Source organism: Euryarchaeota archaeon (assembly GCA_016207515.1).
Taxonomy (GTDB): domain Archaea; phylum Thermoplasmatota; class SW-10-69-26; order JACQPN01; family JACQPN01; genus JACQPN01.
In genome coordinates this window covers 23,467-48,434 of sequence record JACQPN010000023.1, presented here as the reverse complement: position 1 = coordinate 48,434, position 24,968 = coordinate 23,467, and the positions used below count along the sequence as shown (strand labels likewise).

At 62.8% G+C, this 24,968-nt stretch carries 17 protein-coding genes and 2 tRNA genes; 6 read left to right on the top strand and 13 right to left on the bottom strand.

What is annotated here, in order from left to right:
• The first annotated feature begins 2 nt into the window (after nucleotides 1-2).
• The 3 genes from HY556_10490 (at nucleotide 3) to HY556_10480 (ending at nucleotide 12,693) form a co-directional block, all read left to right on the top strand.
• The gene (locus tag HY556_10490; GenBank protein MBI4394200.1) at nucleotides 3-473 is read left to right on the top strand and encodes a hypothetical protein; all 471 of its coding nucleotides are present in this window, start codon (nucleotides 3-5) and stop codon (nucleotides 471-473) included.
• A complete protein-coding gene (locus HY556_10485; protein MBI4394199.1) occupies nucleotides 470-3,190 on the top strand; it encodes a hypothetical protein in 2,721 nt (906 codons plus the stop codon). Before HY556_10490 ends, HY556_10485 begins: the two co-directional genes overlap by 4 nt.
• Before the next feature lie 68 nt (nucleotides 3,191-3,258).
• Nucleotides 3,259-12,693, top strand: coding sequence for a hypothetical protein (locus HY556_10480; GenBank protein ID MBI4394198.1), 9,435 nt, complete (start codon nucleotides 3,259-3,261; stop codon nucleotides 12,691-12,693).
• Nucleotides 12,694-13,051: 358 nt separating this feature from the next.
• On the opposite strand, the gene HY556_10475 is transcribed toward HY556_10480, so the two are convergent.
• The 5 genes from HY556_10475 to HY556_10455 all read right to left on the bottom strand — a co-directional run bounded on the left by HY556_10475 (nucleotide 13,052) and on the right by HY556_10455 (nucleotide 14,998).
• Nucleotides 13,052-13,125 (bottom strand) — tRNA-Pro (locus HY556_10475).
• Nucleotides 13,126-13,560: 435 nt separating this feature from the next.
• The gene (locus tag HY556_10470) at nucleotides 13,561-13,749 is read right to left on the bottom strand and encodes a DNA-directed RNA polymerase subunit N (protein ID MBI4394197.1); all 189 of its coding nucleotides are present in this window, start codon (nucleotides 13,747-13,749) and stop codon (nucleotides 13,561-13,563) included.
• A gap of 10 nt (nucleotides 13,750-13,759) precedes the next feature.
• The gene (locus HY556_10465; protein ID MBI4394196.1) at nucleotides 13,760-14,158 is read right to left on the bottom strand and encodes a 30S ribosomal protein S9; all 399 of its coding nucleotides are present in this window, start codon (nucleotides 14,156-14,158) and stop codon (nucleotides 13,760-13,762) included.
• 4 nt (nucleotides 14,159-14,162) lie between these two features.
• Nucleotides 14,163-14,582, bottom strand: coding sequence for a 50S ribosomal protein L13 (locus HY556_10460; protein MBI4394195.1), 420 nt, complete (start codon nucleotides 14,580-14,582; stop codon nucleotides 14,163-14,165).
• Complete coding sequence (locus tag HY556_10455; protein ID MBI4394194.1) at nucleotides 14,582-14,998, bottom strand: 50S ribosomal protein L18e; 417 nt, start codon at nucleotides 14,996-14,998, stop codon at nucleotides 14,582-14,584. Before HY556_10455 ends, HY556_10460 begins: the two co-directional genes overlap by 1 nt.
• Before the next feature lie 119 nt (nucleotides 14,999-15,117).
• On the opposite strand from HY556_10455, the gene HY556_10450 reads away from it, so the two are divergent.
• Nucleotides 15,118-15,675, top strand: a complete 558-nt coding sequence (locus tag HY556_10450) for a hypothetical protein (protein MBI4394193.1) — start codon at nucleotides 15,118-15,120, stop codon at nucleotides 15,673-15,675.
• On the opposite strand, the gene HY556_10445 is transcribed toward HY556_10450, so the two are convergent.
• The 5 genes from HY556_10445 to rpiA all read right to left on the bottom strand — a co-directional run bounded on the left by HY556_10445 (nucleotide 15,661) and on the right by rpiA (nucleotide 19,712).
• Entirely contained in the window at nucleotides 15,661-17,052 is a 1,392-nt protein-coding gene (locus HY556_10445; GenBank protein MBI4394192.1) for an amino acid permease, read from the bottom strand. The two genes, HY556_10450 and HY556_10445, sit on opposite strands and share 15 nt — an antisense overlap.
• 119 nt (nucleotides 17,053-17,171) lie before the next feature.
• A complete protein-coding gene (locus HY556_10440; GenBank protein MBI4394191.1) occupies nucleotides 17,172-17,909 on the bottom strand; it encodes an SDR family oxidoreductase in 738 nt (245 codons plus the stop codon).
• Nucleotides 17,910-17,996: 87 nt separating this feature from the next.
• Complete coding sequence (gene uppS, locus HY556_10435; protein MBI4394190.1) at nucleotides 17,997-18,776, bottom strand: di-trans,poly-cis-decaprenylcistransferase; 780 nt, start codon at nucleotides 18,774-18,776, stop codon at nucleotides 17,997-17,999.
• Between the two features lie 8 nt (nucleotides 18,777-18,784).
• A tRNA-Gly gene (locus HY556_10430) sits at nucleotides 18,785-18,855 on the bottom strand.
• A 134-nt stretch (nucleotides 18,856-18,989) separates the two neighbouring features.
• Nucleotides 18,990-19,712 carry a ribose-5-phosphate isomerase RpiA gene (gene rpiA, locus HY556_10425; protein ID MBI4394189.1) on the bottom strand — a complete coding sequence of 241 codons (723 nt, stop codon included), beginning with the start codon at nucleotides 19,710-19,712 and terminating at the stop codon, nucleotides 18,990-18,992.
• 104 nt (nucleotides 19,713-19,816) lie between these two features.
• Between rpiA and HY556_10420 the strand changes: the two genes are divergently transcribed.
• Together HY556_10420 and HY556_10415 are read left to right on the top strand one after the other, a co-directional pair.
• Nucleotides 19,817-20,452 (top strand): RNA 2'-phosphotransferase, encoded by a 636-nt coding sequence (locus HY556_10420; GenBank protein ID MBI4394188.1) that lies wholly within the window; start codon nucleotides 19,817-19,819, stop codon nucleotides 20,450-20,452.
• 14 nt (nucleotides 20,453-20,466) lie between these two features.
• Nucleotides 20,467-21,846, top strand: a complete 1,380-nt coding sequence (locus tag HY556_10415; GenBank protein MBI4394187.1) for a hypothetical protein — start codon at nucleotides 20,467-20,469, stop codon at nucleotides 21,844-21,846.
• On the opposite strand, the gene mqnC is transcribed toward HY556_10415, so the two are convergent.
• The 3 genes from mqnC to HY556_10400 are packed head-to-tail and all read right to left on the bottom strand — an operon-like array spanning nucleotide 21,812 to nucleotide 24,964.
• Nucleotides 21,812-22,960 (bottom strand): dehypoxanthine futalosine cyclase, encoded by a 1,149-nt coding sequence (gene mqnC / locus HY556_10410; GenBank protein ID MBI4394186.1) that lies wholly within the window; start codon nucleotides 22,958-22,960, stop codon nucleotides 21,812-21,814. The two genes, HY556_10415 and mqnC, sit on opposite strands and share 35 nt — an antisense overlap.
• The gene (locus tag HY556_10405; protein MBI4394185.1) at nucleotides 22,951-23,859 is read right to left on the bottom strand and encodes a menaquinone biosynthesis protein; all 909 of its coding nucleotides are present in this window, start codon (nucleotides 23,857-23,859) and stop codon (nucleotides 22,951-22,953) included. The genes mqnC and HY556_10405 overlap by 10 nt, the downstream gene beginning before the upstream one ends.
• Nucleotides 23,846-24,964 carry a CofH family radical SAM protein gene (locus HY556_10400; GenBank protein ID MBI4394184.1) on the bottom strand — a complete coding sequence of 373 codons (1,119 nt, stop codon included), beginning with the start codon at nucleotides 24,962-24,964 and terminating at the stop codon, nucleotides 23,846-23,848. Before HY556_10400 ends, HY556_10405 begins: the two co-directional genes overlap by 14 nt.
• Nucleotides 24,965-24,968 lie beyond the last annotated feature (4 nt).

The window sequence follows — 24,968 nt, the reverse complement described above, 5'->3', positions numbered from 1 at the left end:
GCGTGGCGGCCAGCATCGTCGCACTGGTGGCGGTCATCCTCTCAGCCGCGTCGCCCCCGGAGCCCTTCTCACTCCATGCCCTACTCGGCTCTCTCGTCCTTGGTGCAGGCCTCGCATACGGGATTCTCAATGACTCCGCGCGAGCAAAGCATGTGGCCCTCGCCGCCGTGGCCGTCGCCATCGTGTTCGCCCCGACTTCGTCTTCGCTACTCGGCACATTCACGTGGGTCTTGGCGACCCTCGTCGCGCTCGAATGGAGCACACGAAGCCTCCGGGAATCGCCGCTGGCGCGGATGGTCCCCATGCTCGGTCTCGTCGCGTTGGTCGTGATCGGGGCGGCAACCGCCTGGCCGCGCCTAGTCGACGCTCGATCGCCAGTGTTCGCGGTGACGGTTGCAACCCTCCTCCTCGGCTTAGTCATTGCGCTCTCCGGGCTCCTGGAGAAGCCGGCTGAAGTGGAGGAGACCGCGTGACATTCAAATCAAACGCGGCTGCCACGGTCCTTCTTGTGATGTTGCTTCATGTGACATTTCTGCCGGTCTCAGAGGCGGCTCCCACCGACGTGGACGTGAGCATCGTCGACCTCACGGTGGGAGGCCGCTTGATCGTCAACGTTTCGGCGCAGCTCACCGCAACAGTGCGAAACCCATCCGACCTCGATGCCTTGGTCACGTTGAATTTCACGTTCGGCGACGGGCGCCCGGTCGCGCCGGACGATGCTGTCGGATACCAGTTGTGGGTGCCGCCGGACTCGAACCGGACCTTCACTATCGGCTTCGTGCCCCCATACGAGCGGCGAGGACCCGTCCGGCTCGTCGCGCTAGCAACGGCAAACGGCGACCCGGACCCGACCAACAACACGTTCGTGCGCGACGACTTCATTTACAATCCCGGCCTAGCGTTGACTTTCGAGAAACCGACCTCACTCGACGTACTCCCGGGAAGCGTCAACTTCCTCCGCTATACGGTCACGAACAACGGCAACGCGCCCGATTCACCTTCAATGCGTTTCGAGAACAACACGGGATGGCGAATAAGCGGACGGAATACCGCGCTGCCGCCGATACCGCCCGCCAAAAGCCACGTTGGGGTGCTGTTCGTGCGTCCGGAGAACGTCTCGTCCGAATCTCCACTTCACCTGACTTTACAAGCGAACTCGAGCATCGAGTCGAAAGTTAACGCGTCTGTAACCGCACCGCTCCTACGCGTCAACGAAACGTCGATAAGCCGCCTCAGAGCCGTCAGTGTCACGGGTCCGGCCGAGCCGGTCCAGGCGTTTCCCGGAGACCGGCTCCAGGTCGGCCTTACGGTAGCGAACGTGGGGCACGTACCCGAAATTTTTCTCTTGAATGCCAGTAACCGGACCGCCGCCACCGGTTGGACCCTGACCCTCAACCGGACCGAAGCGCTGGAAAACAAGTCCTATCCGACCGAGACCCCACCCGCTGGCAGTATGGTCGTCGAACTGAACCCCGGGGAAAAGCGAGCATTGAATCTCGACATAGGTCGAAGCAAAACGTCCAGCGAATCAGGCCTCAAGGTGGAGGTCAAGGCCGCGTCCTGGAACGCCCCTCTCCTTGCAAGCTACGACGAGACCTACGTGTCAAACGCGACCGTAGAGTTCGTCGACGCCGGCCCCGACATCGCATTGTCAGAGATCCGCGTTCCTGACTTGATCTACCACGGCGATGAGGTGGCAATCGGTTTCGTCGCCTCGAACCACGGCCGCATGACGACGCCGACAACGCGTTTACTCGCGGAGATACGCGACAACCTGCGTTCCGTGGAATTCGTGGAGCTTGAGGTCCCTCCGTTGTCGGAAGGAAACCGCACCGAGGTCGTTTGGCGGATCCAAGCGTTGAACCTTTCGGGCCAATACGTGGTGAGCGGCCGCATCCCACCGCCCGTGGGAGACCGCGTGCTTGGCAACGAGGCCAATAGCACCGCAGTGCACGTGCGGTTACCTTCGATCAAACTCCACACGCCCGAAACGATCGAGGTCGTGCCCGGCGGCCACCTGGTGCTTCAGGGAACCGACGGAGGCATCGCCGTAGAGAACGGAGGCGACCGCGCCGAGGAGATGATCCTGCATCTACGCTCGACGGAATCGTGGCTTTCGGCCGATTGGTTTGCCACGGTGCCGGCAGGAGGGACGTACGCACTTCCAATCGACATCGATATCCCCAAGTTCCCGGGAAAACAGGCCGTCAACGCCTCGCTCGTGGCCGAGGTTGCAAACCGAGCCCGGTTCAATGCAAATGCGTCTTTTTTCGTGCGCATAAACGACACCGAAGCACCGACGATTCAGGTCCTCTCGCCCAAGACCGCCTCGCGAGTGGCCATTGACGTCCTTTTCGAGGTGAAAATCGAGGACGCGACTGGAGTGGCGAACGCGAGTCTCGTCATACAAGCTCCAGACGGGTCGCGGGTCGTTCGGATCTTGGGCGAACGACCGGACTCTCCAGGAACGTATACGGTGAGCTACAGGCCGACCACGGCCGGGGATTACTTCCTTACCTTCATCGCGGTGGATTCTAGCCGCCACGCCAACATCAGATCCACAAACGTTACGTGGGTGGTTTCGAGCAACGTCTACGACGGTTTCCGACCTGTGAACTTCGTCGACAACGGTGCCGTAGGGCCGGTCGTGCTGAGAATGGCAGAAGTGGTGGAGGGTACGACGCGACGCGCCGAGTTCGATGCCGGCGGGGGTTTCCAGGCTCTGCCATTCCCATACGAGATCTCTACAGTGGGATGGAGCGACGGGGCGCACCTGCTCCGCCTTCGCGCAACAAGCCTCGATGGGCAGACCTGGGAGTCGAGTTGGAGCCTTCGTTTCGACAGTCGGCCGCCGACGTTCGAGTCGGTCGACATCATACCAGAACCGGATGGGCGCCTCGGATTGAAAGCCCGCGTCTTGGGAGCGTCAAGTGTGACAGCCCGATTCGAAACGGACGATGGCCCGGTCGAGATCGCCCTAAAAAGTCAAGGGTCGGGGGTCTTTGCGGCCACGTTTGCTCCGCCGCCATCGTGGCGAGTCATAGTGCTACTAGCCCACGACGAGGTCGGGAACGTCGCCACCACGTCCCTCGACGCCCCCAAAAATAATTCAACCCCGTTCCCCCCGGCAGGGGTTTTCTTCATAACCGCCATACTTGCGGCCTTCATACCGCGACGACTCAAGAATTAACACTTTTCCTCCAGTAGGATTATGAGGCCGGATGGCAACGTGAAACGGTCCGGTAGAGGGGAAACCAGGTGAGGCCAAGCCAAAAACCAGGCTTCCGGGCACTTGTGCTCGCGTTGCTTCTCATCGTTCCGTCAACGGCCGCGGACACGCTCAGCATTCTTGGCCCGAACTCACCTTTGAACTCGCCTGAATTCCCCGGCACCTCTGGCGCCTTTGCGCCTGACGCGCGTTCCGATGCGGTTCACCGTCTCGTCGGGGGTTGGCTATCAGGAGAACCTTCCATCGGCCACATCCCCGCCAGCGCTTCAGAACTTCTCGCGTCGATGCGCTCCACGGAACCTTTCGCCTCTCCCATCCCGTCCGGCGGAGGGTGGGCCCGGTTCTTCGAAAGCTTCGGGCTCGTCCCAAGTCCAAGGGAACGAGCGGCATTGAGCCGCTTCCAGGCAGAACATCCCCATGTCGCGGCAGAAGTCGAACTTCTCGCCGCCGAAGTTGGAACCGCCGAGATGCTCCGACAGAGTGCATTTGGGGAGCTTTCGTCCGCGGAGAAGGCGCGTCTACCTGTCATTGCCGTAATCTTGGCTTCGAATCGAGCGAGCGAGATAGGCGCAAACGATCAGCGCGCGCTCGAAAAGATCAATTGGGACGCGATGATAGAAGGCGCTTCCCGCATAGTGTTGGCCGCGGAACGCGCCGAGAAAACGCTCCCGACGGCCGCGGCCTTAGACGACCTCCTCGCACGAAACGCGCTGCTCACCCATGGAGGAACGGAGGACATCGACGCAGCGTCCATTCTTCGCAAGCTGGCCACGACTCTGGATTCGCAGGCGAAACCAATGGCCCTTCCATCGTCGACCGCGGCGCGGGGCGTTATTGAACGAAGCACCACTGATTTCCTGGCGCGCCCCGGCTTGCCAGCGGATCTGGCCCGACCCCTGTCAATCCTTCTCGTCGATCTAGGACCGGTGATCGATGGCTCTCCCGAGGCCGACCGTGCCTTCATCAACGCCATCGCCCAGAACTTGCCCCAGTTGACCCGGGCCGGCTACAACCTGAGCGTGGCCCCCCATGGACTCCTCGTGCAGCTTGGCGGCGAGAAGCGCCCCAGCGAAAACCTCGCCGCTACTGGACTGAGTCAGCCAGCCATGCTTCTTGAAGACCTTGTTGGGCCAACCGGAAAGGCGCCAGAGGCCTCGTTTATCGAGGGGTTGTCGCGCCTTCACACCGCGCTCGAGATTCCCCTTTCCTCACAGGACGTGAAGAAAGCCGACCAGGTTTCAACACAACTCGGGCCCACGCTGTCTGCCTCCCTCGGGAGGCTCATGGCCGCGCAGGCAAGATATCAAGAAACGCTCGGACCCGGCGCGGCTTTGCCTTCCCTCGTGGTCGAACTCCGACGACAAACGGACCCGATCATCGAAGGTAGCGGGCCGCTAACGATGGAGGACCTCCGAGTTCTGCACGAGAGCGCGGAAGCCGAATCCGCCTGGCAGGAAGCGCTTGCAAAAAATACCGGTGCCGTCCTCGAAGCCGCCATGGCGGTCAGGGAGGCAGCAAGCGGCAGCGAGACCTACCCGGGCTCGACGACGACGTCCTCATCCGCGGGGGAAATCATCTTCAATCAGGCGGGCGTCCTCATCCTAGGCTCCGGCGACAACACGTTGACGGAGAATCAATTCCCTTCAACGCCCATCCTTCTCATAGATCTCGGCGGCAACGACACCTACGAGATTTCCCTGGCAGGCGTCTCCCAACCGGAGCCGGATGTCCGGACGCCCGTGGGAACTAATGCGACGCGGACATCGGTCGCCATTGACCTAGGCGGCAACGACACTTATCGTTCGCCGAGACCGTTCACTCTCGGCGCCGCCCAAGGCGGACCCGGTGCTCCTGCTCTCGCCATCTTCCTCGATGCGGAAGGGAAGGACGCATACTTTGCCAACGAAGCCGCCCTCGGATGGGGAAGCGACGGTGTGGGCATCGCGATTGACGCCTCCGGAGACGACGATTACGCGGTGACGATCGGCGGCCTCGGCGGCGCAGGGACGACCGAATCGCACGCCTTGGCGGCGGGCATTTTCCTGGACGCCAGCGGCGACGACAAGTACCGCGCTCCAAAAGGTTTCGCGCACCTCTTCGGAGGAAAAGCGGGAAGCCAACTAACGCTCGCAGCATTCACGGACTTGGCGGGACGGGACGCCTATCTGGGCCCGTGCAACAGCGACGTCTCAATCCCTTGCTTCGCCACCCCACGTGGGGAATCCCCCGAGACGGGTGTGCTCGTGTTCTGGGACGCGGATGGGAACAACTCCTACCCACAACGTAGAACCGGACCTGATCCGCCCCCGGAAGCGTACGACGGCAAGCGTTTCTACGTCGTCCAGGACGGGCCACCCGACGGTACACCCATGGACTCCGATGGTGACCGGATTCCAGACGATCTCGATGGCGGTCCGGACCGCCGCGATGGACTCGCAAAAGACAGTGACGGTGACGGAACGTTCGACGGGATTGAAGCGCTGGCCCGCACGGACCCCGGCGACTCCCAGGACTACGCCGTACCGGTCGGGTCTCTCTTCTCCACTCCGGGGCAGTTGCCGGAGGGCGGTTTCCTGCTGAACCTGCCGTCGCTCGTCGCAATCGGCCTGCCCGGCCCGACCACCTACCGTCACTCGTACGCCCTTAGCATCGACCTAGGCCTCGCCGACAAGGACACCTACAGAAACGCCACGGCCGTGGACGGCTACGCGGTGGACCTGGGCGGAAACGATACGTATGCACCGCTCGATCCGTCACGCGGGATAGCATCCTCGACGAAGTCGGCGTCCGTGCTCCTCGACCTGGGGGGCGACGACTTCTACATGGCCAATTCCTCAAGTCTCGCCCACGCCAATGGACCATTGGCTCTCGCCATTCTCCTTGACGTCGCGGGCGACGACCGCTACGACTCGCCGCGTGGGAATTCCACTGGTTACGCCAGTCAGGGCGGAATGGCCGCTTTCTTGGATCTCGACGGCGACGACCGTTACTACTCGCCTTCGCAAGGATTTGTTGGAGGCCCTTCAATACCCGCGACGGCGATCTTCCTCGACGCGAAAGGAAACGATGTCTACCATCGCAATGTAAGTACACAATACGGTGAGATTGACCGGTACCAGGGAAACGTAGAATGGAATCTGACAGTCCCCACCGGACACGTGGAAACGGCCATTGCGGCATTCCTGGACCTCGGCGGAAAGGACAAGTACTTGGTCCGCCGCCATGACACTAACCTCACACTTGACGTGTCGAACGAAAAGAACGACCAACTCCGCATCCGTCCCCTCGATTCATACACGGGGGGAGCGATCGCCGTTCGTTTGGACACCGAATTGGCCCAAAATGACGCCGATAAGGACGGGAGCCTCGACGCGACCGAGACTTTCGCCGCAACCGATGCCCACGACCCCGACGAGGCACCCGTCAATGGACGCGGTTTCCTGCTCAACGTGCCACGGTTGGGCATGGCCGTAGGAGACATGGAACCGACGTCGTGGAGCGAAGGCCCAGAGTATGCCCTTGCAGTTGACCTGGGCGGAGACGATCACTACGGCAATCGCGCGGGTTCGAGCACCCCTGTGTTTCCGACCGCCCTCGCCTTGGACCTCGTGGGCGACGACACCTACCACTACACACGAAATTCAACGCTCCATAAGGAGGCCGTCTCGCGCCTCACGGGAATCCAAGGGACCCTTGACCTGAAGGAATCAGCCCTTTTCGGCGGTGCCCAAGGGGCCGGCATCCTCGGGATCGGCGTGCTGAGTGACAGGGGCGGCGTGAACCGCTTCATTCTCAACGTGACCTTTGAAGGATGCGTCAACTGCACGGGCGAGGTCGCGGCCTTCGGCGCGGGCCAAGGCGCGGGGCTTCTAGGCATCGGCGTACTATCGGTTTTCGGTGGCGGCGCGGGAAGCACGTTCGAGGCCATGGCAAACGTCTCATTGGCCCCTAATGAAAACGCCTCCGGATTCGCCAGAACCCACGCACAAGGTGCAGGCATAATGGGCGTAGGAATACTAGCCTCAGAGCGACCGCTGTTGGACGACTCGTACGAATTGAGAAGCTCGGCCACAGGTGGTCTTGGCCAAGACATGGCGACAAGCGGTCAAGGCTATGGATTGGCTGGCGTAGGCATGCTTCTCGACAATGGCGGAGACAACGCTTTCACTGCCGACCGACTCGCCCAGGCAACGGTGGACGCTGATGCCGGAGCCGGCCCGTTCGAAAGGGCCCCACCCTCGGTTTTCCTGACCGCCTTGGGCGCGGGAGCAGGAAGCGCAGGCGTGCTTCTACTGCCTGGAATCGGCGACGACCGTCTCCAAGCCACTAGGCAATCACAAGCATATGCCGGTGGGAGGGGCCTAGCGCTTCTTCTCGACCTGGAGGGAGACGATTACCGAACGCTCCTGCCGCCCACGGGAGTAGCCGGACACGGTCAGGCAGCGGCCGCAGACGGCGGCCTCGCGTTGCTCTTCGACCATCGCGGCAATGATCGATATGTCGCCAACGGTAGTAGAGTGCAGGCATTCTCGTCGGGCGGGACCGCGCTGTTGGTCGATCTGTCGGGTGTCGACAGCTACAAAGCTCTAGACCTCGGACAGAGTGCGGTCGCCAATCTGACGAGCACCGAACCCGGTTTCGCCTTCTTCCTTGACAAAAGCGGAAACGATGAATACTCCGTAGGCGGCCGCGGATGGGGCCATGCCTCGGGAGCATCGTCCTCCGTCGGATCGGCCGTTTTTGGAGATCTCGGGGGCATCGATTCCTACGTGGGAAATCCACCGGGGCGGCTAGGCCTGCCCGGGTATCCCTCGAATGCGCCACGGTCGGGAAACGATTGGGGCTGGCAACTCGGCGCCGGCTCCACCCTTAGGGGAACGGGCATTGACGAAAACCGGCCCTCGGGTGCCGCAAAGCTACTCCTAGAAGCGGCGTCTCCCGCGGCCGGAACCAGGCTAGAAGCGCGCCTACCCTCCGGGACGCCGCCTACGGGGGCGCTCGAGAGGACGATTCTCTTGCACTCGCGTCTTGAGGCCGGCTCGGCGGGCCTATCACCAAGCCTCATAGATCGAGCCGAGTACTACTTCGATGACGTGTTCCTCGGCACCGGTTCGCCTTCGGGCAGCGAATTCATCCTCGCGTGGCCGACCGAAACTCGGGACGAAAATGGCTACCCCTCGTATCCAGACGGTCGACACACGGTTGATGCAATGCTCTACCCGCGCGTCGGAACGCCCACCGCGTTGGACGCCACAGGGGAGAGAGCTGCCGCCGACGGTGAGCCTTTCCCCGCCTCCGCCTCTTTTGATCTGGACAATCCCCCGGTCGCCCGTGCGCCCGACCTTCCGATTGAGTTCTCGACACGCGGTCCTGTCAGAGTGAACCTCACCGTTGACCGTGACCTTGAGTCGGGAACGTGCCCGGCATGCGACGATTTCCTTTACCTGTCTGCGGGCCAGGACGAATGGATCGCGGACCTTTCCGGCATTGGACCGTGGAACGTCACGACGAACTTCACGCCCGCCGCCGGCGAAATACCCACCGTCGCGCGAGCGAGCGGCGCCGACCGCGTCTACCTCTATTGGAACCCGCCGACGTCCTCGGCGGATGCGGTGAGCGGATACTTGATCAATCGAGCATCGGGAGCTGGAACCGTTGCGCCCATCGGTTTCCTCGACGCGCGGGCGCATCGAGACGCTCTCGGAAAACTTCGGTACGTGGACGAGCCACCCGCGAGCCCGGCGACCTACCGTGTAGATACCGTTAGGCGAGCCAACGACACGTACGTCATCGCAATCGGAACGCAATTCCCCGTGACGCTCGACCACGAGCGGCCCGGCCCCGCGACGGGACTACAGGCTCTAGGAGCGGAAAGCGCCGTTCGCCTGGTCTGGCGGGAGGCTCCGGGCGCCAGCCAATACGTGGTGAACCGCACCCGTAACTCCGACGGGGCCAATGCGTCGTTCCAAGCGGTCAACGTGACCACATTCGTCGACTCGTCCGCTGCGCCGGACGAGAACTACACCTATTCTGTCCTCGCCTATTCCGCTACCGGCGCGAGCACAACGATACCTGCGCCCACCGCGGTCGCGCGGGCCTCGCCGGGACACAACGTGACCCTACTCCTGAGAAGCGCCGAGGAAGAGGGCGACAGAGAGGACCTGGTTCTCTTCGACAATGCCAGCTTCGGGGGAGCGCAGCGCCACACCTTTGACTTAAGCCTCGACCAAGAAACACTGACTGATGGGGCGTACTACATCGTAACGACCACGGTTGACGGGAAGGCACGCGTCTCTTTCCCGGCCATAACCAACGTTACCCTCGACGGAACGCCACCAAACACGCAGAGAGGCTTCCCCCGATTTGTGGGCAGCCGTTTCCTTAACGGCACGGGTGCCCTCACTTTGCCGTTTTCGGTCGTCGACGACGGCGTCGGGTTGGCCGAAACGACCGCCTTCTTGAAACGAAACGGCACCGAGTGGACCCGGTACGCGACCACTTCGTGGACAGATCCACCAAATCAAGGGGCCGTTACCCGCGGCAACGCCTCGATTCCGCTGGTCGGGATCTCGGACGGCGCGGAGTTCGAGTTGTCGATCGTGAGCCGCGACCGAGTGGGAAACGTCGAAGGAATGCGAGACGAAAAACCGTGGCCGATCTCGTCGAACTCCATGGAGGATGGGTTCCTGGACATGATGGAGGTTGGGAATTGGACGCAGCACATCCTTGACCTCACGGCTCCAACCGGAGTATCGCAGGACCTTGAGACCGTTGTCACGCCCGGAACCTCCGTCGATCTCTGGACGCTCGTTTCGGAGAGCGGCGCAGGGCTTGCGAGGGTCGAAGGCGTGATCGGGGCTGAACGCGTCCCGCTTTACCCGTGGGAGAACGATCAGTTCGTCGGACTTTGGGTTGCGAAAGGAACCGGCGAGTTTTCGGTCAACATCGAGATGACCGACCACGCAGACAACGTCGGCGTCGTCAGGGCAGGCATAGTGACGGTCGACCCCGACCCCCCGGTCTTCGAGAGCCTTGTTGTCAGTTTCCCCGACGCTCGAACGGCGGGTCGCGCGGGCGAGAAACTAACGATTCGCGCCGTCATTACCGACGGCTTGAGCGCACTTGGTTCATTGGACGCGCAGGCCGACGTATCCGGATTCTCTACTCTCGAAACCGTCGGATTGGCGTGGGACGGCGGCTCCTACGTTGCCAGAGACATCGTCGTGGATCGACTTTCCGGCACCGTCGGATCAGAAGTCGCAGTCAGCGCGGTCGACAAGGCCGGAAACGTCGCGACCAAGGTCGCCACCGTCATCGTAAGTGACCGCCCTGTGCCGATGTCGGCCCCTGTTATCGCGGGAGTCGGCCCTGATTGGATTCTCATCAACTGGACGACGCAAGAAGTCGGATACGGACGGATCGACTACGGGATCGGACCGCAACTCAAATCTAAGTCGGGCTTGGAAGGACCTGGCCTCAAGCACAGCATCCGATTGTCGGCGCTCGAGCCTGAGACGGAGTATTTCCTGCGCGCTGTGACGGTTACCAGCTCAGGAATCGAAACGGTTTCGGGCATCGTTACCGCGAGCACCACGGACGCCCTGACGGTCACCGTACATCCAATCAGCGGTGTTCCGTTCACGAACGGTACGACCGTCGTCGACGTCACCATCCGGCGCTACGATGGCCGGGAAACGCCAGCAACGGCCGACTTGTACGTGCAGGGGCCTCGGGGCCCGGCCCGCATCATTGCCTCGACCAACGGTTCAGGCGATGACCTCGTGCGCCTCGATTTCGCCTCCTTGCGGGACGGAAACTATACCTTGATGGCAAAGGGCCAAGCCTCCGACGGTCATGGCGAGAGCGCACCCATCGGGCTCGTCCTGGATCGGACGGCACCGCTTTTGCGGTTGACCGGCGACACCGTGCTCCTAAGTGGTAAACCGACGTTCGTCGTGGTAGAAGAGCGAGGCAGCGGCTTTGACCTTGAAAACTCGACTTGGACAATCGAAGGACAGCCTTGCGCCCCCTTCGTGGAGCCAGACAGGATGGGCTGCCTCGTCCCGTCACTAGACCGCGACGGGGCCGTCAAGATGGAAGTGAAGGTCGCGGACAGGGCGGGCAACGTGAATACGCTGCGCGCAAAAGTGTTGTTGGACGGCGCTGCTCCGACCTTCGGGCGCGTCTCCATCGTCGGCGCCGAAGGCCGGACGAAGCTGCTCCCCGGCGCCGACGCAAGGCTGGAATTGGAGGTTAATGACTTCACCACGGAACGGGTTTGGACAAACCTGTCGTCGCTCGGTGGGGACGAAAACACCTCCCTGCGTCACCTTGGCGGCCAAAGATACGAAGTCACATTCAAGGTCCCAACACACCAGGAAGACGGAATGATCGAGATAACCGTCTCCGCCGTGGACGCATCGAACCGGATCAGCGAAGCGAGGGCCATCGGCCACGTGGATGGGACGCCGCCACACATGTCCAACGTCGAGACGATAGCGGCCGGCTACACTTGGGTTTCATTGGGGCTGGTCACGAACGAACCCACGACGGCGATCCTGCGAGCGGCGGGGCCCGTTGGGCCCCAAACGGTGGAGTCGAAGGCCCGGGGAATACAGCACACGCTTCGTGTCGAGGGCCTTTCGCCCGGGTTTGCCGTAAAGGGCATCGTAACAGTTTCCGACGAGGCGGGTAACGACATCACTGCCCCCGTGACGCTCCACACTGTTCCAGACGTAGTGCCACCTTCACCAATCGAGGGCTTGTTCGTGGAAGACGTCGGCGACGGGGTTCTCAGGGTTCGATGGGATGCCGCGCGCGACGACGTGGGGATCCGGGGTTACCGGATAACTCGCATCGTTTCTTCGACAACGTCGTCAAATCTTCCGTTGGCCACGGAGACATGGGCCATCGACCGCATACCATCGGGAACCGCGGCAACTTACGAAGTAGCCGCTGAAGATCTGGGCGGAAACTTCGGGCCCACCGCCCGCGTGGAGGCCTACGCCCATGGCCTTCCCCGTCTAGCCAATCCCACGGTGGACCCGCCGCTCGGGGCTCCCGGCACCTACGAATTCAGCGTCACGGTCCAAGACTCGAGTGGCCAGGTACCGACACTTTTCGTCTACGTCGACGAAGTAGCCGTTCGCATGAAACCCGATGGCGAAAACTGCACGGCGGGATGCAAGTATCGTGCCCAGGTCCAAGTCGGACCTCAAACCCTCAAGAGCGGGCCCCACCGATACTCATTCGAGGCCGCATCGGGACCGTTCCGAGTCCCGTTCCCGCAAGGCACGACGCTTATCGGTCCCATCGTGGTCGCCGACGGGTCCGCCGGGCCTGGTAGCGCCTCCGCGCTATCCGCTTTGAACGTAACGCCACTCGGCCTTGGCGACATGTTGACGTTTCCGCTGGCCGCGTTGGCGCTTGCCCTTTTCCAGCGTAGAAGAAGATACCACCGGTAATCCCCCCTGAAGGCCAACCACGCGGCGGCCCCATCGAAACCGGGATCCAGCGGGAGAACGGGCGGTACGAGTATGACTGGGTCTCGGTAGCCAATTGGGTCGGGCACACGAACCTGGGCGCGATGCGGCGGTATTACGACCAATTCGTTGACGTTCAACGAACGGTCCACGGGACCGATTGGTTGACCCGCGCGTTCGTGACCCCGCAGAAGGCAAGCCAGGGCCACCAGAAGCCAAAAGCGGTGACTGTTCGAGACTTTGCCGAAGCACGGCGAATCGATCGCCAGAAGGGACGAAATGTGGCACTCCCCCCACGTTTTTCGGGGGGAGTGGAGCATATCGCTCCTATTATCGACGATGGGTCTGTCCGAATTTGAATCGGAGTCAAGTGGTCCCGAACCACCTAGGATAACCAGGCTACCCCACAGACCCGAGGCTCCACGGCGGTGGAGCCGAGGGCCAGGTGGCGAACCCGAAGGCGAGTCACCTAGGCCCCGAGGATTCGGCGTAGCCGAATCCGAGTATTTGACCCTTGGCCGCGACGGCCTGCGCGAGTCGTCGGCGCCGCGCACCCGAAGTGCGCGAGCGCCTGAGGATTGGCCTGAAGCCAATCCGAACCCATTACCTTGACGCGAGGCGCAAGCGGACACGGGGTGTCCGCTGCGCGGCGGAAACCGCTGTTTCCGCCCGCGCGGTGGACGAGCCGGCGGCGAGTCCACAAGGCGCCCAAGCGTTCGCGGAAAGCGAACGCGAGTAATAAGCCTTAGCGGTCGCGACGGGGCACGACGTACGGGTACAGGCGGGCGGAGCCCGGGCTCATCGTTCGGAAAGGATAGAACCGGGCGATCTCCCGCCCGTCCGATGGTCCTAGCTGTACGGTATCACGTCGTCGATGATGTCCGGCTGCGTCACTATCATGCGTCGGCAGCAGTACCGGTCGACGCCGAGTTCGTCCAAGACCTTCTTTGGGTCTTCCCCGGCGCCCGTTCGCTCCCTGTACTTCTCGAAGTCGGACGCTACGACGCGTCCGCACGAGAAGCAACGGATCGGTATCATCATCGCTTTTTCACCTGTACGACTTCTGCCAGTGCTTTCTTGCGCCGCGGCCCAACGGGTGCTTCGCTTCCTTGCGTCGTGGATCGTTCACGAGGAGCGACCGGTCGTGGCCGAGGTAGAGTTCCTTCAACTTGTCGTCGTTGAAGAACTCCACGATGCCGCGCGCGATGGCTGTCCTCACGGCCTCGGCTTGGCCGAAGATGCCGCCACCGTTGACCGCGACGTCGATGTCCACCTTCTCGGCCCTGTTCGGGGCGAGCGCCAGCGGCTCCATGATCTTCTCGCGGGCAAGGCTCGGTTGGTAGATCTCTACGGGTTGGTTGTTGACCCGGACACGGCCTGCGCCCGCCTTCACGGTGGCCCTTGCGACCGCCTTCTTCCTTTTTCCGCTGGTGTTGACGACCTTCATGGGATCAGAATCTCCCGCCGAGTTCTTGCGAGATCGCTCCAAGCGTCAGGAACTTCTCGGGCGTCCGCTTCGCGTTCGTCACGATCTCCGGCGTCGCCTTGGCGAATTCGTCCGGCACGCCGATGTAGACTTTCAACCGCTTCAACGCGGCTCGGCCTTGCGGCTTCTGGTAGTTGACCATGCCGCGCACCACCCGCTTCAGGATCTGGTCGGGCATCCTCGGGTAGAAGGGCCCTTTGCGCTGCGTCCCTTGGTCGCGGCGGTGCTCGAATTCGCCGATGAGGTAATCCGTGCTTCCGGACATGATCGCCTTCTCGGCGTTCAAGACCACTATCTCCTCGCCTTTCCTCAATCGCTTCGCGAGGTTGGTGGCGAGCCGTCCCGCTACACAACCCGCGGCGTCGATGACCGTCACATCGGCCATCAGACCACGATCCTTACGTTCTTCCCGTCAGGGTTGTGCCTGAGGATGTCGCTTATGGAATAGCATTTCCCGCCCGCCGCGGAGACTTTGCGCCGCGCCTCTTCGCTGAAGGCCCAAGCGGCGACGTCTATCCGTTTCTTGAGTTCACCGGACGCCAGAAGCTTTCCGGGGACCAGGGCGGTCTCGCCTTGGTTTGCGTTCCTTTCGATCTTGCTGACGTTCACGTAGGCCCAGCGCGATGCGGGGGCCTCCAGCCTGTCAGCAACGTCTCGCCAGATGGGGGCGTCCTTCTCCCGGGAGGTCTTTTTGAGTTCCTCGAGGGTCTGAAGGAGCACTTCGTTGGTTTTCTTGTTCTTCATGCTCTGACTCCTTCGACGTGCTCTTCTCGCAGTGGCCTCGGGGCGCCTAAGCCCCATGGGTCACTTGAAAAGGGGATTGCGAGAATGCCCTTCCCCTATTTGAGCGTTTGCGGTCCCTCCAAGGAGTCGCGTCGAATATGGAAAAGGCTTCAAGGGTTGTGTTTGTTGCGGGTGCGATGACGGATCGGACCAGAGGCTTGAGGTTTCGCCGGATCGCCTTTTCGCGACAGATAATGGTCATGCCGGTGGTGGCGTTGGTCGCCGTCTCCTCGGCCGGCTGCCTCGAGGCCTTCGCGAGCCTCGACGTTTTTGCGGCCGTCAGTGAGGCGGACGCGTTCGCCGATTTCGAGGAACTGAAGATAACCCTCCGCACTGTCCGGGGCAAACCGCAGGGCGAGAACCCCCGTACCCTCGACCCCGTGCTAGACACCGTGGATCTTCTCGGGAAGGTCGGACAGGAACCGTTCCTCATCGCGAAGGGTGTCAAGCTCCCCGTTGGCGATTATTCGCGCCTCGACATCCTCATGGAACCGCCGCAAGGGAAGTTGGCCAACGGGACCACCTACCCGGTCGTCGCTATTAACAATGCGCTCATCTACGAGTTCACGTACCCGCTCCAGAAGGACAAGACGACATCCATCCTCGTCACTATGACCTTGGACAAGGGGCAGACGCCGGACGGGACGTTGACGTACGTCCTCGTCGAGGACCTCGACCGTTCAGGCGTTCGGTGAGCCGGGATCGGTCTCTTTCAGGACGACTTCGACGACCCGTTCGCCCTTGTCAGCCTTGCGCCTCCAGTAGAGGTATGCAGGAACACCCGTAAGGACGATCACGGCGCCGATGGCCGACTCGCGGGGCTGGGCGATGACGGACGCGATGACGAAGAATACCGAGAGCAGGACGAAGGCGAGCGGCACCCAAGGGTAACCCGGAACGCGGAAAGGCCTGACCATGTCGGGCCGTTTCCGGCGCATCACTATGACGGCGTACCCGGTCATCGCGTAGAACACCCACGAGGTGAAGATCACGTACGTGATGAGCTGGGTGAAAGTCCCGGAGAGGGCAAGGATCGACGCGAGCACCATCTGCAGGATGATGGCGGCTCCCGGGGTGCCGAACTTTTCATGCGTCGCCCCGACGTTCTTGAAGAAGAGGCCGTCCCTGCTCATCGCGTAATATATGCGGGGGCCTGAGAGGATGACGGCGTTCGTCGTCCCAAGGACGGACACGAGTACTGCGAGGATGATGAGTTGGGCACCTTGGGGACCGAACGCCGCAAGCCCCGCCGCGGCGGCGATGCTCCTACCCGCGGATTGGGTCGCATCGGTCGCCGAGAAACCCGCTATCCCTACGGTGCCGATGTACGCGAGGTTCGTGAGGACGTAGAGACCGACGACGAGCGCCGTGCCGGCGACAAGAGCGAAAGGCACGTTCTTCTGGGGATCGCGCACTTCTTCAGCGACCTGCGTCACGTTCACCCACCCGTCATACGCCCAGAGCGCCGGTATGAGGCTTGCCCCGAACGCGATGACCAGGGGGAGTCCGGTGACGGTCGGAAACACCGGGTCGAACGAACGACCGCCCGCGGCGACGGCGAGCCCGAACACGATGAGCGCGATTATCGCGATCACCTTGAGCGATGTCGTGAGGGTCTGGAACATCCCGCCGTACTTCACGCCGACGTAGTTGAGGACGGACAGGACGACGATGAGCCCCACGGGAAGCGTCAGGAACAGGACATCGCTCAGACCGACGAGTTCGCGAAGGAACGTGGCGAACGCGACCGCGAGCGCCGCGATGGACCCAGTCTTCGTCACCGTGAGCTGCGACCACCCGACTAGAAAACCCCAGAACGGGCCGTACGCTTCGCGAAGGAACACGTAGCCACCCCCGGATTCCGGTTGCGCCGCACCGAGTTCGGCATGCGTCAACGCCCCGAAGAAGATGAGGACGCCCGCCACAAGCCAGACGAGGATGATCGTCGCCGAGCCCGGGACCGCCTGGGCGATTATCTCGGGGCCTAGGAAGATACCCGACCCGATCATCGTCCCGACGATGACGGCGACGGCGTCGATTCTGGAAAGGTCGCGCCTCAGACCGCCGCTCACACAAGGGCTACAGCAACTTTGGGATTAAGGCTTGTCGAAAGGACGCCTCGCTGAGCGGCGCCAGGCCCACCTCGGCAAAAGGGCCCCGTCGCACGTCGCACCTGCGCCACCACGGGCCCTCATCCCACGAAATGGCCGCCGTTCACGTGTATTATCTGGCCCGTTATGTACGACGATTTCGGTGATGCCAAGAACGACACGACCGAAGCCACCTCCTCGGGCCGCCCGACGCGTTGTAGCGGGATCACGCGCTTACGCCATTCACGCACCTTCGGCGTGTCCGCTTTCAGGATATCGGTCTCGATGGCGCCGGGCGCTATCGCGTTGACAAGGATGTTCGACGGCGCGAGTTCCTTGGCGAGCGCCTTCGTCAGTCCCTGGACGCCCGCCTTCGATGCAGCATAATGGGCGCCCTGTGTCGTCCCCATGGACCCAAGGATCGATGAGAGATTCACGATCCGTCCGCCGCCCGCCTTGGCCATCAAAGGCGCCGCGCGGCTCGCGCAGTAATACATGGATGAGAGGTTGGAGTCTATTGTCGAGCGCCAAAGCGCGTCGCGCGCCTCGGAAAGCCTCGAGCGCGGGTATACGCCGGCGTTGTTCACCAAGACGTCAAGCCGGCCAAGCGTGGAAACGCAAGAGTCGATGATGGAACGGGCGGTCTCCGGGTGGGAAACGTCCCCCTGCACCGTGTGCGCGCGACGACCGGCGGAACGAACAAGTTCCGCCGTCCGCAACGCCCCAACCCCATCCTGCAAGAACCCGGCGCAGACGTCGAAGCCGTCGACTGCGAGCCGCGCGGCCGTCGCCTGGCCGATTCCTCGCGACGCACCCGTCACAAGAGCTACCTTGGACATCCACGGGCACAATCCCGCTCGGCCATTAAGCGGTTTTGGGATCCGGGCCCCGCCGCCGGGGATTCCATGAGGATGTCCCGCGCGGCCTCACGAGCCGAAACGGCGCTTGCGGCGCTGATACGAGCGGATCGCGCGAAGGAAATCCAACTTCCGGAAACCCGGCCAGAGGATATCCGCGAAATAGAGTTCGGCGTACGCTATCTGCCACAAGAGGAAATTGCTGATGCGCTCCTCGCCGCTCGTCCTCAGGATCAAATCGGGATCCGGAAGCTCCGACGTGTAAAGGCGCTTCGCGACCGCCGACTCGTCTATGTCTCCGACCGCAAGACGCCCCGATTTCACCTCGCCGGCGATCGATTGGATGGCCCGGATGATCTCCTGCCGACCGCCGTAGGCGACCGCCACATTGTAGAAGTACGAATCGTATTGACCGGTCCGCGACTCGGCGCACTTGATCGCGTCCTGGACCGAAGGGGGGAGGAGCTCCGTCTGCCCGATTGCACGTATCCTCACCCTGTTCTTGTGCACGCGCGCGTCATCCGCCATGCGCCGGAAATTGTCCTCGAAAAGACGCATGAGGTGCTGGACCTCCACCGAATCGCGGCTGAAATTCTCCGTACTGAAAGCGTACACGGTCAGGTACTTCACGTCCACATCGAGGCACCATTCGAGGACGTTCTCCAGCGTATCGACGCCGTACTTGTGCCCGTCGTTAGGCGTGAGCCCCATCTGCTTTGCCCACCGACGGTTCCCGTCCATGATGATGGCGACGTGGCGCGGCACACCGAACCGCTTGATCTCGCGCATCATCGATTCTTCAAGCGCCCGCCTTGCAGCGCCGAGGATGGGGTCAAGTACTTTGAGCATCGGCCTAGTGCGCACGCCGGGATTCGAACCCGGGCTAAAGGCTTGGGAAGCCTCAGTCCTACCGCTAGACTACGTGCGCGCACCCTTTTTCGCGCCGGGGGCGCGAAAAAGCGCGCCCGGAAAACTTGTACCCCGTTATAGAACTTGGCCCACCCAAGCGTGTCTCGATGTCCGGCCCCTCGTTTTCGGGTCGCCGCCCGCGGCCTCGCCGCATCAGACCTTCCTTTCCAGGAGGCGTGCGCCGGTTTCATTGCCCACGACCACCTTGGTCGCAAGGCCGATGAACAAACCGTTCTCGACGACTCCCGGGATTGCGTTGATCTCTTTTTCGAGGAGGGCCGGGTCGGATATCCGTTCGAAGCGGCAATCGAGGATGTGGTTGCCATTGTCCGAAACGAAGGTCTCGCCGCCCTTCGACCGGAGTCTCGGTTCGGCGCCCATTTTTCTCAAGCCGGCCTCCGCGGTCTTCCGACCGAAACGCAGTACCTCGACGGGCACGGGTGCTTTCTCACAGAGGCGTGAGACCAATTTGTCCTCGTCGACGATTATCACCTCTTCCCGACTCACCGCCGCCACGATCTTCTCGCGTAGCAACGCGCCTCCAAGCCCCTTGATGAGGTCGAAGCGTGGGTCCACTTCGTCGGCACCGTCGATCGTCACGTCGATCCTTTCCACATCGTCGAGGGCGACGAGCGGGATCTCGAGGTGACGCGCAAGTGTCATCGTGGCCTCCGAGGTCGGGACGCATCGCAACCGCATCCCCTTGGCGACGAGTTCGCCGATGCGTTTCACCGCGTGCTCGGCGGTCGACCCCGTACCGAGACCGACGGTCATCCCGTCGCGAAGAAGCTCGCACGCCCGCTGTGCGGCGTTGCGTTTGGCGGCTTCACGCGTCCTCTGGGCTTCCACACTCGCGCATACGCATCCTTCGCTCATGACCGTTGCGCCAAGAGAGGCCCACGCCCCTTTCACGCCTGCGGGACCGCAACGAGCGTTGGAAAATGGTTATTAAGGAACACCCATTATCCGCCTTGGTTCTGATGCTACGAGAGTGCGCCACGGACGGCTACTACAGGGGAGAGAAGTGCCCCGCCTGCGGCGCCGAGGGCAAGTTCCTGATGAACGAGCACGAACTGAACCGCATCGGCCGCATCATGGCCGGCGTGCTCCGGCATTTCCCCGACAGGTTCGGCGTCTCCATGGACGAGCACGGTTGGGTAGACGTGCATGACTTCGTGGCACAGATCCGTCGCCAGAAGGACAGGCTCCATTGGTTGAAACCCCACCATGTGGAGGCGATCGTGGAGACGGACACGAAAGGGCGATACCAGTACGAGGACGACCGCATCCGGGCGACTTACGGGCACAGCGTCGATGTCGACCTCGACCTTCCGACCGACGACATCCCCGAGAAGCTCTTCTACCCCGTGACGGAGGAGGAGCTTGACATGGTGCTCGAGCGCGGCCTCCAACCGACGGACAGGAAGATGGTGCACCTTTCGGGGACGTTCGAGCTCGCGATGGAGGCGGGCCAACGCCGGGTCGAGGCCCCCATCATCCTTGAGATAAACGCGCAGGAGGCGGTGAAGAGCGGCGTGGTCATCAAGCAGGCCGGCAAGACCGTGTACATCACCGAGGATGTCCCCGCGCAGTACCTGGCCAAGGCGCGCGAGTAGCGGGGCAGACCCGCATGGCTTCCGCTTCCCCGGTCCCCGTTCTCAAGAAGATCCCCCAAGCCCGGCGTAACCTCCTCTTCCTCCCGCTCATCGCCGCCGCATACCTCGTGTTGCTCCCGATCGTCGGCGTCCTCACGCAGGACCTCATCATCGCGTTCGTCGTCTCGTTGCCGCCGGCGGTGGGAATCGGTTACGTCCTCGTGGGGTTGCCAAGGTTCGCCACGGATCCCCGCGATCTCCTGCGAAAGAACCTCCCGAAGATCACGCCGGATCGTCGACGCGCCCTTTTCATCCCCGGCTTCTTGGTCCTCACGGCCATCGCCTACGTCATCGCCGGGATCCTCCTTACCGGCGGCCCCGTGCACCCCGACTACGTTGCGATCGGCGCGATTGCAGTCGCACTCGTTGTGGCGGGCGTCATAGCCACGTTGCTTTTCGGCCTCCCCGACACGCGGGCTGTCAAGGCACTCCTCCCTAACATCCCGCCCGAAAGAAAACCGGCGCTTTTTCTTCCGGCCGGGCTTCTCATCGCGCTCGTACTTTTCTTCGTCCTGGGGATCGCCATCACCCAGGTCGTGACCGCCGGCGATTACGGCGCGCTCGCGGCGTTCTTCCTATCGATTCTGATAGGTTTCGGCGTCGCTTACAAGGTTTTCGGCCTCCCGAAGACTGGGCGGATCCCGGTCGAACGGATCCCCCGTGTCGCGCCGCAACTGCGCTCTTACGCCTCCATCGCGACGATTCTGATCCTCGGGCCGATCCTCGCGGTGGTCGCCGGAGGTCTCATCGCCGGCCTCCCCCAAGTCGCTCCCGATCTGCAGCTTTACGCTGGGGTGCTCGCGGGTTTCCTCATCGCGGTCGTCGTCGCTTGGCGATTGTTCGGGCCCCCGGCGCTCTCGGCCGGCGTGCTCGAGTACGTGCCGCGCATCCCGCGCGGGGCCCGCCCGTACCTCTTCTTCCCCTTTTGGTTCGGGATCTCGGCCGGGATGACCATCGCGGTCGAGACGCTCTTGAAGATCGAGCTGTACCCCGTTATCCTCGGCAGCCTCGGCGTCGGCTTCATACTGGCCGTCGTCATCACGGGGCGCGTCAAGAGGTTCGCCCGCTCACCCGGTGACACGGTGAAAGGCTTGAGCGAGACGCGCCGGGCGTTCCTCTTCCTTCCCGCGTGGCTTGTCCTCGGGACGATATTCTATTTCCTCGCCGGCTACGCGGTGCGCGAGGCCTCCCTCACGATCCTTGCCGCGTACCCGCTTGCCTTCCTCTTGACGCTACTCGTCTTCGAGGGGAACGTCATCGGCGGGGCGATGCGGACGGGCCGCGAAAGGAAGGCCCACGAAAAAACCATGCGCGACCAGGTCAGGGCGAGGCTCCGAGAGGAGCGCCAGGGATGAGCAGGTCTGGCGCCGGCGTCCGCTTCGGGGCGCGATGGAGCCGCTCGAAGGCCTTCAAGGTCCGGTAGTAGGTGTTCCGCTGGGCGGCTTCGAACCCGGCGTCGTTGATGAGGTAGCGTGACCATTCGGGCGTCATCGTGAAGCGCGTGCCGGCCGCGCTTATCACGTTCTCCTCCATGAGTATCCCTCCCCAGTCGTCGGCCCCCATGTGAAGCGCTATCTGGGCGGTCTTCTCGCCTTCGGTGACCCAACCGCTTTGGACGTGGTCGAAGTTGTCGAGGTACAGGCGGGAAAGGGCGATGAGGCGAAGGTATTGATCGGACGTCGCTTGATCGGCCTTGAGTGGTGCGGCGCCGTCGTTTTGGAAGGACCATGGTATGAAAGCCGTGAAGCCGTGGCGCTCGTCCTGGATCTCGCGTAGGAGCCGAAGGTGTTCGATGCGTTCGCGACGCGTCTCGACCATCCCGTACATCATGGTGGCGGTCGTCGGCATCCCAAGGCTTTGCGCCTCCCGCATGATGCGCGCCCACGCGTCGGCCGTCGTCTTCAGGGGACTGACGCGGTCGCGCACACGCTTCACTAATATCTCCGCACCCCCGCCGGGGAGGCTCTTGAGTCCCGCGTCCTTCAGGGCCCGTAGGACCTCCAGCGTGGAGAGGCCGGACATCTTCGCGTAGTGCTCGATCTCCGTGGCCGTGAAACTGTGAAGGTCCACTTGGGGAAACGCTTGGTGGACGGTCCGCATCAGGTGGACGGCATGATCGAGGCCGAGCTCGGGGTTGAGCCCGCCTTGAAGGAGCACCTGCGTGCCGCCTATTGCGACGAGTTCCCCGACTTTCGTGAGTATCTCCTCGTCCGGGAGCACATACACGTCCTTCTCGCCGGGCCGCCGGTAGAAGGCGCAGAACGTGCAGTAGGCGTTGCACGCGTTCGTGTAGTTGATGTTGCGGTCGATCACGAAGGTGACGCGGGGCCCGGGGACTTTCCGCATCCTCGCTCTGTTGGCTGCCTTTCCAAGTTCCGAGAGCGTCGCTTTCTCGTAGACGAGGAGCGCCTCGTCGTCTTCGATACGCGAGCCGTCGGCGGCGCGCTTCAGGATGGTGTTCACTTCCAACGGGGCGCCTCCGGTTTGGGAAGTCGGGGCATCTCGGGGATCTCGCCGCGAAGCAGGGCCGCCTCGTAGAATGCTCGGAGCCCTTGGATCTTGTCGCCGTCGAGATCGTAGTTCAGGTCCCTGAAATAAGCTTCGAGCTCGACTGCGGAGAACCCGCTTGCCCGTTGAGCCTCGAAAACGACCGCGTCCTTGTTCTTTAGGCCCCAGGCGCGCGACTCAAGGAGTGCGGCCCGCACGGCCTCGACGTCGCTTCCCCGGGTCTCGGCGATCTCGCGGTGCGCCACCCAGATTGCGAACACCATCGGGTGGCCGGTGTGGTCCCGCCACTGGGCGCCAAGGTCGAAGCGGAGGAGCCTCGGGTGCGTCCTCAACGCGTGCATGCTCTCGTCACCGATGAGAAGGCACGCCTCGTAATCGCGTCCGATCGCATCGAGGCGGGCGATGCCTTTGGTCAACTCCGCCTTGACCCCGAAGCGCTCCTCGAGCAGTATCCGAAGGAGCAGGTCGGACGAGGCGGAGGCGGACGTGATCCTTATGCGCTTGCCGTCCAACGCGGCAAGGGGCAGCGCCGAGACGAGGTTCACGCTGTTTGCGAAGCCGTGGGAGTTGATGGAGAGGCCCGGCAAGGCCACGAGTTCGGAGGCGTGGCGTGCGTACTCGATCGACGAGACGGGGGCGATGTCGAGCGTCCCCGCGAGGACGCCACGGTTCATCTCCGATGGGATCCCTTTCACGATCTCGGTCCCGCGCGGGAGCGTCACGGCTCCCGAATAGATCCCCTGGTACACGGGGAGCGAATTGTAGAACTCGATGGCGCCGAGGCGTAGCGGCGGCGCCCCTTCACGCCCCCGCTCGTTTCCAGCGGCCCCTGCCGCCCGCGGTGGTTCAGCGTGCCGCAACCGGTTCCCCTCTGGAGTAATCGCTGTTCGTGAGGGCCGGCTCGAAGCCGGCGTCGCAAATCAACGACGGGAGGTCGCTGGTCGTCACATACTGCCACGTCTTCCCGCCGGCCGCTTCAAGGATGCGCTCCTCGAAAGCACTTCCCCCGATGTCGTCCACGCCGAAAGTGAGGCTAATCTGCGCGACCCTTTTCCCGACCGTAACCCACGGGAGTTTCACGTGGGCGACGTTGTCAAAGAACAGGCGCGACGCCGCGACGACCTTCATGTCGAGCACCCCCGTCGCCCCATGGAGGTGGTGCTCGGCTGCGAGGGCGGTGTTGTCAGGATTGAAAGCCAGTGGGACGAACGCGAGGAACCCGCCGGTCTTGTCCTGGAGAGCGCGAACGCGCCCCATGTGGTGGGCCCTCTCGCGCGGATCTTCGACGTGCCCGTAGAGCATCGTCGCGTTGGTGGGTATGCCGAGTCGGTGGGCCTCCTCGTGGACGGCAAGCCATCGATCGGCGCCGATCTTCGTCGCCTGCATCCGCACGCGCGCCTCCGCGTCGAACACCTCGGCGCCGCCACCGGGCAGCATGTCGAGCCCGGCGGCCTTGAGTCTTTCGAGCGTCTCCCGCACCGAGCTCTTCTCCTTCTTCGCGATGTAATCGATCTCGACGGCGGTGAGGGCCTCGATGAAGCCACGGGGGTTCACCGCCTTGAGGCCGCGGAACATCTCTTCGAAGTACTCGATGCCGAGGTCGGGGTGAAGCCCACCCACGATGTGCCACTCGTGCACCCCCATTGCCGTCGCCGCCCTCGCCTTCTCGAGGATCTCGGGCACCGAGAACGTGTACCCGCCCGCCTCGCCCGGCGATCGGTAGAACGCGCAGAAGCCGCATGAGGCGACGCAGACGTTCGTGTGGTTGATGTTCAGGTCGTTCCTGTAGTGGACGACGTTCCCATGCCGCTTCCTTCGCACCGTGTCGGCCCCGGCGGCAAGCTCCATGAGGTCGTTACCCTCCATGAGCGTCGCGCACTCGTCCAAGGACAGCCGCTCACCTCGGACCGCCTTTGCCACGACGTCGGAAATGTTCGTTTGGACGCCGAGCGTTGCCTTTTGCATGGAT